This window comes from Salipiger bermudensis, from assembly GCF_019801965.1.
GTDB classification, from domain to species: domain Bacteria; phylum Pseudomonadota; class Alphaproteobacteria; order Rhodobacterales; family Rhodobacteraceae; genus Salipiger; species Salipiger bermudensis_A.
The window spans coordinates 59,082-72,639 of sequence record NZ_JAHVIA010000010.1 but is presented as its reverse complement, the minus strand read 5'-3'; the positions used below and the strand labels follow the sequence as shown (position 1 = coordinate 72,639).

At 64.8% G+C, this 13,558-nt stretch carries 10 protein-coding genes; 1 reads left to right on the top strand and 9 read right to left on the bottom strand.

Annotated features, from left to right (window positions below; genetic code table 11):
* Positions 1-5: 5 nt before the first annotated feature.
* From KUV62_RS20230 to KUV62_RS20220, 3 genes are all read right to left on the bottom strand, one after another.
* Positions 6-1,721, bottom strand: a complete 1,716-nt coding sequence (locus KUV62_RS20230; protein ID WP_222605561.1) for a calcium-binding protein — start codon at positions 1,719-1,721, stop codon at positions 6-8.
* Between the two features lie 261 nt (positions 1,722-1,982).
* Complete coding sequence (locus tag KUV62_RS20225; RefSeq protein WP_222605560.1) at positions 1,983-2,993, bottom strand: NAD-dependent epimerase/dehydratase family protein; 1,011 nt, start codon at positions 2,991-2,993, stop codon at positions 1,983-1,985.
* 35 nt (positions 2,994-3,028) lie between these two features.
* Entirely contained in the window at positions 3,029-4,195 is a 1,167-nt protein-coding gene (locus KUV62_RS20220) for a nucleotide sugar dehydrogenase (RefSeq protein WP_222605559.1), read from the bottom strand.
* 448 nt (positions 4,196-4,643) lie between these two features.
* Here KUV62_RS20220 and KUV62_RS20215 point away from each other — a divergent pair, with 448 nt between their 5' ends.
* Positions 4,644-6,368 (top strand): right-handed parallel beta-helix repeat-containing protein, encoded by a 1,725-nt coding sequence (locus KUV62_RS20215; protein WP_222605558.1) that lies wholly within the window; start codon positions 4,644-4,646, stop codon positions 6,366-6,368.
* Positions 6,369-6,390: 22 nt separating this feature from the next.
* Here KUV62_RS20215 and KUV62_RS20210 read toward each other — a convergent pair whose 3' ends face one another.
* The 6 genes from KUV62_RS20210 to KUV62_RS20185 form a co-directional block, all read right to left on the bottom strand.
* Positions 6,391-7,644, bottom strand: a complete 1,254-nt coding sequence (locus KUV62_RS20210) for a hypothetical protein (protein ID WP_222605557.1) — start codon at positions 7,642-7,644, stop codon at positions 6,391-6,393.
* 3 nt (positions 7,645-7,647) lie between these two features.
* The gene (locus tag KUV62_RS20205; protein WP_222605556.1) at positions 7,648-7,974 is read right to left on the bottom strand and encodes a hypothetical protein; all 327 of its coding nucleotides are present in this window, start codon (positions 7,972-7,974) and stop codon (positions 7,648-7,650) included.
* A 210-nt stretch (positions 7,975-8,184) separates the two neighbouring features.
* Positions 8,185-9,360: a glycosyltransferase family 4 protein gene (locus KUV62_RS20200; RefSeq protein ID WP_222605555.1), complete on the bottom strand. Its 1,176-nt coding sequence runs from the start codon at positions 9,358-9,360 to the stop codon at positions 8,185-8,187.
* A gap of 421 nt (positions 9,361-9,781) precedes the next feature.
* Complete coding sequence (locus KUV62_RS22735) at positions 9,782-10,690, bottom strand: sugar transferase (protein WP_261395798.1); 909 nt, start codon at positions 10,688-10,690, stop codon at positions 9,782-9,784.
* Between the two features lie 700 nt (positions 10,691-11,390).
* On the bottom strand, positions 11,391-12,011 hold the full coding sequence (locus KUV62_RS20190) for a sulfotransferase family 2 domain-containing protein (protein ID WP_222605554.1): 621 nt from the start codon (positions 12,009-12,011) through the stop codon (positions 11,391-11,393).
* A 27-nt stretch (positions 12,012-12,038) separates the two neighbouring features.
* Positions 12,039-13,535 carry a lipopolysaccharide biosynthesis protein gene (locus KUV62_RS20185; RefSeq protein WP_222605553.1) on the bottom strand — a complete coding sequence of 499 codons (1,497 nt, stop codon included), beginning with the start codon at positions 13,533-13,535 and terminating at the stop codon, positions 12,039-12,041.
* Positions 13,536-13,558 lie beyond the last annotated feature (23 nt).

The window sequence follows — 13,558 nt, the reverse complement described above, 5'->3', positions numbered from 1 at the left end:
CCGCCTCAGGCGAGCCGGACATCATCCGTGGTCACGGCATCGACGCCCTGGACGATGATCGTCAGATCGCTGCTGCCATCGAGATCCGCGTCGACGCTGATCTTGCTCGAGCCGCCCTGAGCCTCGGTGGTCACCGTGGCGCCGGTGGCCCCGCCAAGCTCGATGAGATCGAGCCCCTGGCTGAAATCGGTGATCGTGTGGACCGCGCCCGGATCGGACTCCGCGAGCGCGAAAACGAAGACATCGGCCCCCTCGCCCCCGCTGAGCATGTCCCCGAGCCCGCCGGCGATCAGCCGGTCATCGCCGTCATCTCCCGAGAGCTGATCGGCCCCGGCACCGCCGCGCACCGTGTCATCACCGTCGCCGCCGAACACCAGATCGTCACCGTCGCCGCCATCAAGCAGGTCGTCACCCGCGCCGCCCTCGATGGTATCATCGCCCTCCGCGCCGTCGAGCACGTCGGCGGCATCGCCGCCGAGCGCGAGATCGCGCGCTGCCGTGCCGGCATATGCCCCGCTCCCATCGAACACCTCGAAGCGGTTCTCCGCCTCCGCCCCAGCGGCGTAGACGATCGACCGCCACATCAGCCTGGCGTCCTCGCCTTCGTGCTGCTCGGTAACGACCTTGTCGTCGGTCGTGGTCACCCGCAGGCGCGAGATCAGCGCCCAGTCCTCGCCGTAGAGCTCGGTGACATGACGATTGCCCTCCACGAGCACGAGCGAGGCGCTGAGAAGCCCCCAGTCCGCGTCGTAGACCTGTTCGCCGGTCTGGAACTCGCTGTGGATGGTCTTGACCGCCCCGGTGAGCGTCCAGCCCGGGCCAAAGGTCTCGACGAGGGTGAAATCCGCCTTCACCGTCTCCACCGTGCCGCCGGAGATGTTGCCAGCCCCGTCTTCCTCCAGAACGGTCGTGGTGACGTTGCCGCTCACCGTCACCGTCTCGCGCGAGATCACGAACCAGTCCGCGCCATACTCGGCCACCTGCGTGCGCCCGTTGCCGTCATCGGTCTCCAGATGCGCCGAGATCAGCGCCCAGTCGGCATCATAGACGTGTTCCCCGGTGGTCGTCGCGGTGTGGATGGTCTTGACCGCCCCGGTGAGCGTCCAGCCCGGGCCAAAGGTCTCGACGAGGGTGAAATCCGCCTTCACCGTCTCCACCGTGCCGCCGGAGATGTTGCCAGCCCCGTCTTCCTCCAGAACGGTCGTGGTGACGTTGCCGCTCACGGTCACGGTCTCGCGTGAGATCACCGACCAGCCCTCGCCATACTCGGCCACCTGCGTGCGCCCGTTGCCGTCGTCGATCTCGAGATGCGCCGAGATCAGCGTCCAGTCGGCATCGTAGACCTGTTCGCCGGTCCGGGTTTCGGTGTGGATGCTCTTGACCGCGCCGGTGAAGCCGGTCTCGTCCCAGGTCTCGACGAGGGTGTACTCGTCGCGGGCCGTGGTGCGTTCGCGCGAGATCAGGTCGCCATCCGCATCCATGATCCGGATATCCTCCATCCCCGGCTGGATGCGCTCGAACACCGTCCCGAGAAGCGCGCCTGCGGGATCGTAGAAGCGATATTCCGTGCTGTCCCCCTCGACCTCGACCGCCACCTCACCAAGCGGCGCGCCGTCGACATCGACGTAGGAAATGAGCGTTTCATTGTGCGAGATGCGGGTGACGGTGGGCGCCGGCAACGCGTCATCACCGCGAAAAACGTGCAGTAAATCGAAAAGCATTGGAACCTCCGAAATCAATCTTGGCTGCTGCAAATACGCCCAGCCGGCACCCGCACCCCTTCCCCCTCACGCCTAGCAAATTCCTGCGCCGGAGACGGGGCGTGCCGACATGGAAAACACCACAACACGGTCGTCACGTATCGATGCGGGAAAATTGGCCCGCGATCGCTGAAATCTCCGGGAACGCCCGGCACGTCGTCATATATCTTGATCTCACCGCGGCGAGGCGACGGAGGCGGGCAATTGCCTCCGTCGCCGCGGTCAGACGTTGTAATACTCGCGGTACCAGTCGACGAAGGCCTTCACGCCCGTGCGCACGTCGGTGCTCGGCGCATAGCCGGTCAGGCTCTTCAGCAGCGACGCATCGGCCCAAGTCGCAGGGACGTCGCCGGCCTGCATCGGCATCAGGTTGCGCTCGGCGCTCTTGCCCGTGGCGGTCTCGATGGCGTCGATGAAATCGGTGAGCTGGACAGAGTCCGAATTGCCGATATTCACCACCCGGAACGGCGCCACCGGCGAAAGGCTGTCGCCCTCGGGCACCACGCCATCCTCGGGCCGCACCGGCACCGCCGCGACCAGCAGCCAGATTGCCTCGACCAGATCGACGACATAGGTGAAGTCGCGCTTCATGTCGCCGTAATTGTAGACGTCGATCGGCTTGTCCTCGAGGATCGCCTTGGTGAACTTGAACAGCGCCATGTCGGGCCGCCCCCAGGGGCCGTAGACCGTGAAGAAGCGGAACATGGTGATCGGCAGATCGAAGAGATGCGCGTAGCTGTGCGCGAAGCTCTCGGTGGATTTCTTCGTCGCCGCGTAGAACGACATCTGGTGATCCGCCTTCACCGTCTCCTGGTAGGGCATCTCGGAATTGGCGCCGTAGGCCGAGGAGGTCGAGGCGAGAAGCATGTGCTTCGGCGGATGCGCCCGCGCCGCCTCGAGCAGCTCGAACGTGCCGATGATGTTGCTCTCGAGATAGGCGCGCGGGTTGTCGATCGAGTAGCGCACCCCGGCCTGCGCCGCGAGATGCACCACCACGTCGGGCTTCTCCTCGGCGAAGATCGACATCAGCAGCCCCGGCGTCTCGACCATGTCATGGATCGAGCGGTAGTCGGGCGACTGGTTCAGCATCGCCTCGCGCCGCTCCTTCAGGGCGACATCGTAATAGTCCGAAAGGCAATCGAGCCCGATCACCCGCCAGCCCTCGTCGAGGAAGCGGCGGCAGACAAAAGATCCGATAAATCCGGCGGCACCGGTTACAAGAGCGGTCGGCATGACCCTTCCCCCATCATTGAAAAGACCACCTTCGATCAGTCCGCGCCGAACAGATCGCGGGTGAACACCTTGTCCACGACATCGGCAATGTCGTCCGTCACCCTGTTGGCGACGATGACATCGGACATCTGCTTGAAGGCGTCAAGGTCCTCGAGGACGGGCGAGTTGAAGAAGCTCGCATCCGGCATCGCGGGCTCGTAGATCACCACCGGGATGCCCTTGGCCTTGATGCGCTTCATGATCCCCTGCACCGAGCTCTGGCGGAAATTGTCGGAACCCGCCTTCATCACCAGCCGGTAGATGCCGACGACCTTGGGGCCGCGCATCAGGATCTGGTCGGAGAGGAAGTCCTTGCGGGTGCGATTGGCGTCGACGATGGCGCGGATCAGGTTCTGCGGCACGTGGCTGTAATTGGCCAGCAGCTGCTTAGTGTCCTTCGGCAGGCAATAGCCGCCATAGCCGAAGGAGGGGTTGTTGTAGTGCCGACCGATACGGGGATCGAGCGAGATGCCGTCGATGATCTCCTTCGAGGTCATGCCCCCGGCGATGGCGTAGCTGTCGAGCTCGTTGAAGAAGGCCACCCGCATGGCGAGGTAGGTGTTGGCGAAGAGCTTGATCGCCTCGGCCTCCTTGGTGCCGACGAACAGCGTCTCGACCTGCTTTTCGACCGCGCCTTCGAGCAGCAGATCGGCAAACATCCTCGCCCGGTCGGAGCGTTCTCCGACGACGATGCGCGACGGGTGCAGGTTGTCGTAGAGCGCCCTGCCCTCGCGCAGGAATTCCGGGCTGAAGATGATGTTGGTCGAGCCGACCTCCTCGCGCAGCACGTCGATGAAGCCCACCGGAATCGTCGATTTCACCACGATCAGCGCGTCGGGATTCACCGAGATCACCGCCTCGACCACCGCCTTCACGGAGGAGGTATCGAAGTAATTGGATTTCGGATCGTAATTCGTAGGGGTCGCGACAATAACGACCTCCGCATCAGAATACGCCGCCGATCCGTCTGTGGTCGCGATCAGATCAAGCTCTTTCGTGGAGAGGAAGTCCTCGAGCTCGGCATCGACAATCGGGCATTTCCGATTGTTTACGAGATCGACGCGCTCCGCGCTCACATCGACAGCGACAACGGAATGGTTCTGGGCCAACAAAACGGCATTGGACAGCCCGACATAGCCAATACCTGCAACAGCAATCTTCATGGGTGCTCTCAAAAAATTCGTTAAATCGATGAGAAGATTAAACGGCTCCCGAGGGGCTCATGCAACCGCGTTGCGGGCCGCGGCAGCGGTTTGCGGAAGAACCACGCAAAATGCCCGTATTTTCGACGGTTTCCACGGGTTTCGATAGTTTGAACGCCAGCAAATTAACGTTCGATTAACCATACCAAAGGCACGACTTCATCCACAACCTGAGCGGCAGTAATCCGCCTGTAAGCGGAAATCCCCTGCGTCGGCGCCTTATCGCCGAATCGGGTCTATCTTCGCCTCGCGGCCGGTCAGCCGGTCAGCATTGTGCTGAGCAATCGACCGATCCTTGATCACCCCTTCGGAGCGGAAATCTGGATTGCCGGAAAGCCCTTGCCCCAAAGGGTGTCACTTGTATTTCTGGCCGAAATCGAAAGCGGCTTCTCTGGAAAGGATGCGCGCAATGTCGGAATTCCAGGTATATCCCGGATCCCTGCCGAAGGACGCCCCGAGAGGCGCCTTCACGTCGATTCAGGCGGCAATCAATGCCAGCGAGTCCGGCGACACGATCCTTGTCGAGCCCGGCCGCTACAAGGAGACCATCGTGATCGCACGGGACGGCATCTCGCTGGTCGCCGTTGCCGGCCCCGATCAGACCAGGATCGTGCCGGCGAATGCCTCGAAGGACACGCTGAGGATCTCCGGCGCCGACGATGTGAGCGTGACCGGCTTCACCTTGGGCGGCGGCTCGAACGCCAAGCGGCAGACGGTGCATATCCACGCCGCCGACGATGGCCACGATTTCGCCGCCCGCATCACCCTGTCGGGCAACGTGATCGAACGCGGCGCCGGGGATGGCATCAAGCTCTCCAAGGTCTCCGACATCGTCATCACCGACAACACGCTCACCGGCGGCGGCCCGACCGAATCCGGCATCGACCTGGTCGGTGGCGAGCGCATCACCCTCTCGGGCAACACCTTCCGCGCGATGGGACATGTCGGCATCTCGGTGAAGGGCGGCTCGCGCGACCTGATCATCGCCGACAACCTGATCTCGGATGTCGCCCATGTCGGCGTCGAGATCGGCGGCTACACCAAGCTCGGCCGCTACATGCCGGGCTTTCTCGAGGCCGGGCACGACTACGAGGTGTTCAACGTGCTGGTCGAGGGCAACACCGTCACGAAGGCCGGCAACGCGGCCTTCCGGGTGATCGGCGGCCAGCAGGTGGCCTTCGTCGACAACACAGCGCAGGGCCGCAACGCGGTGGTCAAGCTCGACGATTCTGCGCGCTATCATGACAGCTGGTTCACCGACAGGATCGGCTTCTCCGGCAACAGCTTTGCCGCCAGGAGCTGGCTCATCGACCGCACCGAGGGGGCCGAGATCACCAGCAAGACCAAGGCGCTGTTCGAGCCCTGGGACGAGGCCACGCCGGGCGCTGGCAACAATGCTGCGGCAATGGAGGCCATCACCGGCAGCGCGGGCGCCGACCGGCTCGACGGCAGCGCAGGCGCCGACGCCATTTCGGGACGCGGCGGCAATGACAGCATCCGCGCCGGCGGCGGCGATGACACCGTGCAGGGCGGCAACGGCCACGATCGGATCAAGGGCGGTGAAGGCGATGACAGCCTGTCGGGCGGCGCGGGCCGCGATCGGCTCGAGGGCGCAGGCGGTAACGATACGCTGCGCGGCGACGCGGGGCGCGACAGGCTCCGCGGCGGGACCGGTGATGACAGCCTGTCCGGCGGCGCCGAGCGCGATCGGCTGGAGGGCGGCGCCGGTGCCGACACGCTGCATGGAGAGGCCAGCGACGATCACCTGCGCGGCGATGCCGGGGCCGACAGCCTGGTCGGTGGTCCGGGCGACGACACGCTTGAGGGCGGCGCCGGTGCGGACCTGTTCGTGTTTTTCGCCGCGGATGGCAACGGCGCCCGGCGCATCACGGATTTCGACACCACCGACGGCGACCGCATCGCGCTGTCCGGCTTCGGAGCCGGGCTCGACGGGTTCGGCGATCTCGACAGCAACGGCAACGGCTATCTCGACAAGGGTGATCTTGCGGTCAGGCTCGAAAAGGACCGGCTGACCCTGCGTCTCGACCAGCGTCTCGACGAGCTCGACCTGCAGATCGAGATCGACATCGATGGCGGCCGGATGACCACCGAGCACTTCCTGTTCACAGGCTGAATGCAGGGCTGTAGACACCGGCTTAGCCACGCACCAGTTCGCGACCTGTCCAGGTCGCAACCCCGGTTACCCGCTCCGGCCCGAGCATGACCTCCGTCATCTCCAGCCGCCCCGGCTCTCCGGCGAGCAGCGCGCCGCCCGGGGGAATCTCGATGCGCCCGCCGGTCATCCGGACGACGCGCTCCTTGGTGTCGAGCCCCTTGCCGAAGCGGATGACCGCGGCCTCCGGCGCCGTGCTCAGGGCGCAATGGCGCAACGTCACCTGTCCGCCGACCCAGAGACAGGCGGCGGCGTTGTCGGGGCGCGGCACCGGATCGGAGATGGTGCACATCTCGAGCAGGTTCCCGGGGGCATCACGCCAGACCCGGACGCCGTACTTGCAGCCGCGCACCGAGCAGCGCAGAAAGCGGATGCCATCGCATTTCATGTCGAAGCCGGCATCGCCGAAGCCGCGGGCGTGGCAGTCGACGAAGGTCGCCCCGGAGGTGTCTTCCTCGAGCACCACGCCATCGCCCTGGACATAGGTCGAGCCGCGCGCCTCGGCATCGAGCAGGTTGACCGCGCGGCGCAGGTGAACGCGCTCGAAGCGCAGGCCGCTGCCGGCCCGCACCGAGATCAGCTGGCAGACGCGCTTGCCGCCGCCATCGATGCCGCCCGCGTCGAGATCGAGATCGACGAAGCGCGCAGCACTTAGCTCGTGGAACCGGGCGAAGCCCCGGATCGCGCCGTAGACCGTTGAGCGGGCGATCACCACATCGGAAAAGCGGCTCCCGGCCTCGGTTTCGATCGCGCGCCCGGCCATGCGCGCGTGAAGGTCGGAGAAGGCCAGCCCCTGCCCTGCGCCGACCAGCCGGAAGAACCCCTTTGCGCCGCAGCCGTCGAAGCGCGGCCCGGACAGCTCGACCTGCGACGGGTCGGTCAGGATCATGTAGGGTTTCCCGTAGGGCTCCGGGGCTGCCTGCCGGGGGAACCCGGCCCGCGCCATGCGCAGCTGCGCCGGGGCCGTGCGCGGCGCGGGCGCCAGCCCGCCATCCGCCTGCATCAGTCCGAAAGCCAGACGCGCCGGCTGATCCGCGCTGCCTTGCGCGGTGATCTCGGCCTGGGTCTCGCGCCAGAAGAACGGCGCCTCGCGCCGCGGCGGAAAGCCCACCAGCAAGGCATCGCCGGGCCCGAGCCGCGACGGCCCTGCCGCGCCAAGCGCGGCCAGATCCCGGGGCGCGCCCCATTGCGCAGCGCCTTCGAGCCGTTGACTGGCAAAATACGCCGCCGAGACCATGGCTCAGCCCCGGCTCGTGGCGAGCTTCACCCAATCGGAGACCGCCCCGGTGCCCGCGGACACGTAGACCGCCCCGGCGCTCGCATCGACCCAGACCGCGCCAAGCAGAGGCGGCGGCTGATCCGGCGGCCGTTCGGCAACGTGGCGCGGTGCGAAGCTGCCCGGCCAGTCCGGCGCCTCCTGCGCGCGCAGATCGGCGAGCTCGGCGCTGATCTCGGCCAGCCGGTCGGCCAGCAGCCCGAAATTGCGATTGAGCTTCTCGAAGCCCTCACGCAGGCTGTCGCCCGCACCGTCATCCGGCGCATCGCCGATCTCCACGCGCTCAAACAAGGCGCACCTCGCCCACCGCGCCGAGACGCGCGCTGCTGTCAGCCCGCAGATCGCGGGCAAGGCGCGGCGCCGCCGCTGACGCGGCCAACGCGGGGCGCAAGGAAAGGCCCATCGCTCCCGCGAGGCTCACCCGCAGCAGGCCGCGACGGGTCAGGCCCGGTTCCGGACGGCTCCGGACCTCTGCGATCGGGTGCCTTGGCGCGGCGCCGGTCATGCGCCCTCCAGGGAGGCATAGACGGCATCGGTCTCTTCCGCGATGCGGGTCCAGTTGAAGCGCTGGATCAGGTCCGGGGCACGGAAGATCTCGCCGTCCTTCGCCAGCGCCGCCGCCAGCGCCTCGGGCTGGCCGACCGGAACGTAATGCTTGTCGGGGAGGCCGAGATCGAGGTTCGGCTGGATGTCTGAGAGCAGCAGCGGCGCGCCCATTGCGCTCGCCTCCAGTGCCGCGATCGGCAAGCCCTCGTGATGCGAGGCCAGCACGAAGAGCTTCGCCTTCGACAACAGCGCCGCCACCCCTTCGCGCGGGATCGCGCCGGTGAGGACCACGTCGTTCGCGAGCCCGCGCACCGCGATCAGATCGAGGATCTCCTGATCGTGCGAGGAGCCGCTCGGCCCGCCAACGATCACCAGCTTCGCCCGGGGCCGGGCCAGGGCATAGGCCTCGATGAGATCGGCAAACCCCTTCTCGGGCACCAGCCGGCCCACCGAGACGATGTAGGGCGTTTGGGTCAGGTCGAAGCCCTCGAGCCACGCCTCGGCGCTGCGCGTGCCCTGGGCGCTTTCGTCGAGGATATGATCCGCGCCGTTGGGGATATAGTGTATCACATCCGCCTTGCCGGGATACTCGGCCTTGAGCCGCTCCGCGAGCGAGGCCGAGACGGCGATCACGCGATGCGAGGCGCCGATGCCGACGCGCTCTCCGGTCTTCAGGATCCATTGCACCGGCTTGCTCCACTTGGCGCGCCTGTAGTCATCGCCGTGATGGGTGAAGACCACCTTGGCCCCGAGGCCCCGCGCCACCGGCGCAAGCAGTGCCGGGCCCACCGCGTGCAGGTGCACAATGCGGGAATTGTAGACCAGCCGCGCCTTGAGAACGCCGACGAAGGTGTTTGAAATGGTTTCAAGAAACCGGTTCTTCATCGCGAAGAGCGGCACCACGGTGAGATTGCCCCTCCGCTTCAGGATCGCGCCGCCCATCGAGGGCCGGCGCCCGATCACCACGAATTGCTCGCCGGGATTGCGATCGGCGATCTGCGGCATCAGGTATTCGCAATGGGTCTCGATGCCGCCCGAGACGTCGGGAATTCCGCGCAGCCCGACCACGGTCACCCGTGGCGTGCCGGTCGCGACACGCCAGACCGGCTCAGTGCGGGACGCCTCGGCCAATGGTTCGGCACCATCTCCTACGGCGATCAGACTGTTGACAAATGCATGATTGACGTTTGCCAAAGAAATGCCTCCTGTGTATCGTGAAACCCAATTGGGGCCCCACGCAAACGGCTGAAGAAGACGCCCGAGAGACGAAGAAACTCGTCAGCGTCGAAGAGTCGGAAAGACGAACAGAATGACCAAGCAGGCGAAACGAGATACCGATTATTCCGCGGATCCGTCTCGCGTCACTCCCGCCTCCGAAACCGGATCCGGGGGGGAACGGGACAACCCTTCCGTTGCCAGGGGCACCTTATTCATCGTCTTGAAAAATCTTTTGTTTTGGGGATCTTGTGCTTTGAGTATCTGGGTCCTCTATCTCCTGTTTGCGAAATAACTTTCGAATCCCGAGAAGGGCGAGCAGTGAAAAGGCGTGGGGTCAGAAACCGCTCCCGCTCAGAAATTCGCAACGAATTGTTTTAAATAGAATTTTGATATCGGTTTTGATGGTGGCTTTCTCGCAATACTCGATGTCCTTGTCGATCCGGCCCTGCGCCGCCTCGTGAGTCTGGGTCTCGCCGCGGAAACCGTTGACCTGAGCCAGCCCGGTGATGCCCGGCACCATCGCGTGCCGGCTGAGGTAGCGCGGGTCGAAATCCTCGTAACGCACACCGGCCGCCAGCATGTTGGGAACATGCGGCCGCGGCCCGACCAGAGACATGCTGCCATCCAGCACGTTGAGAAGCTGCGGCAGCTCGTCAAACGAGGTCTTGCGCAGGAACGCGCCCACGCGGGTGATCCGCGGATCCCCCTGGACCGTCTGCTGCACCCCTGTCCGGTCGCCCATGTCCGTGTACATGGTCCTGAACTTGAAGATCCGGAACATCTCGCTGTTGAGCCCGTAGCGCTCCTGCCGGAAGAACACCGGCCCCTTGCTGGTGGCCTTGATCGCCGCCGCGCAGCCGAGCAGCAGCGGCGCCAGCAGGATCAGCCCGATGCCGGCACCGGCGATGTCGATGGCACGCTTGGTGGCCCGGAAGCCGAGCGACTTCCCCGCCAGCCCGAAGCTCGATCGGGAGGTGCGGCGCGGATCGACATGGATGATCTCCGCACTGTGATACGGATGCGCCTCGAGCTCGAACGGCGCGAGGCTCGATTGGGCGACGCGAAGCTCCGCGGCATCCCGCGCAAGCTCAACCTTAGCGATAGCTTTCTGCGCGGTCCCATCGAGGTCATTTCCCTGGTTCGCGTGGCTTCCGTAGGTTATTTCGGCGCGCGTCTTTTGCGTCGCGCGTCCCCAGGTCGAAAAATCAGCGTCAATAAGAACCGGGTCCGTCAAATCACTCATAGCAGCAACTCACAAGTCAAGAGTAGGCAGTACCAATGCGGCCTGCGCCACATTGATCTCGGAAAATTCAATTCCCACCGCTCCAATGCGGAGCAGGCGACTTCTCGTGCTTCTTGTCTTTGAAACTGATCCGTCAGTCTTTGGATCAGGAATTATGCATTCAGTTTTTGAAATTTAATTATATTTTCTGAGACCACCTTGATGTTGGATAAGTCCGGCGGTCGATAATTTCGGGATCCAACGTGACCCATTGATGCCAGTTGGGAAACCCGAATCGCCGCGTTTTTTGGAAAAAAAGTGTTAATTCGGAGATTTTGACTACAACCTGTGGTTGCCGCGTCAACAAATTAGGCAAACCTGCTGACATTTTCGCCGCGTTGCGGCTAATCCCGCCCCCTCAAGAGCCGCAGATCCGACCGGGACGAATCGTCCCAAGGGGAGACGAATCGCGCCGAACCATAGAAACAAGGGCGCTTGAGCCCTATTGCGGCCTCATTTGCGCGCCCCGAGCCCGAATGTCGCCCGGTCTAGCGCTCCAACTCCCGAGGCTTCGAACGCAATCAGCCGGCACCTGCCCCCCCGTGCGGGCCCCTCTCTCCACGCCGATCTGCTCTCGCCGGCGCGCATCGCCCTGCCGGAAAGCTCCCCCGCCGCATTGTTTCCCAAGCACTCGAATTGCCCGCACGACATGTCCTCCCCCCTAGGCGCTCCGGAAACTGTCGCGCTCATAGCCGAAGGTCTCGAAATCCTCCCGGTAAAAGTCGTAGATCAGCTCAGCCGATCGCTCGCTGATCGCGGCATTGCCCTTCTTCGAGCGATTGGCATGGGGCAGCGCCTCCGGCGTTCTGAGCCCGGTCAGCGCCCCCAGTTCCTGCATCAACAATCCGACCTGATCCTCGAGTCGGAAAGGCCGCGTCTCGGGCAAACGGAAGGCGCTTTGGGGCCGGATATGGTTGGAATAGATATAGGGGTTGTGGCGATATCGAGCGAGCGTCGCACGCAACCAGGTCTCGAACTTCGGTTTCGGAAACCAGCGATACGGTCGGTGCCGATGCTGCATCCTGTAGTTGTACTCGCTGACGATGCGCGCATAGGGATTCCGCGCGACGCAGAACGAGTAGTCGAAGAAATCGGGCGCGAAGAGCTTGGCCATGAGCGCGGCGTGGAAATGCTGCGGCACGCAGGGCAGCCCTTCGGTGTTGTGATGCATGCGAAAGCTTTCCTCCGAGTAGCCCGAGAGGAATTCCTCGACCGAGGTCCCCCCTGCCTTCGGGATGTGAAGGAAGAGGATGGTCTTACCCGCTATCTTGAAGATCGGCACGCTGGGCCTCCTGTCATGCAATGAAGATCAACGGCGCAGCAGCTTGGCAAACAGAGCCGAAACCGCCTCGCGTTCCGGGCCGAGCGCACGTGGCCAGACCCGGACGAGGATGAGATAGACCAGCGCCGCGCCGAGCGCGCCCAGGGCCAGCGTGGCGAGGGCCGGCAGCTCGAGCGCGCGCCCCGCCTCGCGCAGGGCCATCAGCACCACTATATAGAAGAGCCCGAGCCCGGTATGGCGCAGCAGCGCCGACAGGCTGCCCCGGAGTGCGAAGCCAAAGACCGCGCGCAGCAGGAACACCCCGTTGAAGAAGCACAGGGCGACCGCGAGCGTCGTCCCCACGGCAACGCCCTCGAGCCCGAAGCGCACGCCGAGAAGCGCGCCGATCGCCACGAGTGCGGCATAGGTCCATTGCAGCAAGGCCGCGTGATAGACACGCCCGGTGGCGCGCAGCACCGTCCCGGTAAACTTGTAGGCGGTGCGGAAATACAGCGCCGCCACCATGATCTGGAACGGCCGCACCGCCCCGGACCACTGGTCGCCCATCAGGACGAGGATGACCTCCGAGGCAAAGATGCTGAGATAGATGGAGAGCGGGATCTGGGTGATCGCGGTCAGCGCCAGCACCCTGTCATAGGCGCGTGCGATCCGCGCCAGATCGGTCTGCACCGAGGCCAGCACCGGAAACAGCACCTTGTCGGCCATGTTGCCGACGATGTTGGCAGGCTGCGACAGCAGCAGGTAGGCGCGGGAATACTGGCCCAGCGGCGTGACCCCGAGCGCCCGGCCAACGATCAGGTAATCGACGTTGAGCGCAACATAGTTGCCGATCTGGGTCAGCGTGGTGCCGAGACCGAAGCGCAGCATGGAGCGGAACTTGGCGCCGTCCCAGCCCGGACGGATACGATAGCCGCTGAAATGCACGCAGAGCGCCGCCTGCAGCACCGCCTGTCCGATCTGGCCCGCCACCAGCGACCAGACCCCGAAGCCATTGAGCGCCAGGATCACCGCCACGCCGGCATAGCCGACCAGGTAGCTGATCACGCCGATCACGGCGAGCGCACGAAAGCCAGTCTCGCGCTGGATCAGCGCCTCCGAGATCAGGCCGAGCGCGCGGATGACGAAGAGAAACGCGAAGACCCGCACCAGCGGTGGCAGCCCGGGCATGCCGTAGAGCTCGCCCAGCGGCTCGGCCAGGGCGAAGACGATCAGCCCGACGAGACCGCCTGAGACCAGCGTCGCCGTCACCCCGGTGCGCACATGCGCCTCGGTCAGGGTTTCGGTCTGGATGATCGAGGGCGCGATGCCGATCTTGCCGAACACCTCGGCCAGCGCGACGATGGTCAGCGCGGCCGCGACGAGGCCGAACTCCGCCGGCGTCAGCAGCCGCGAGAGGATCATCAGGATGACGATCTTCAGCACCGCCTGCACGCTGCCGCCACCGAACATCCAGAGGAAATGTCCAAGCGACGATTTCGCCAGCGGGGCCTTGCGGCCCGGTTCTTGTGAAATCGATTCGGTCATTTGAAAAACAACTTTGATCGCCA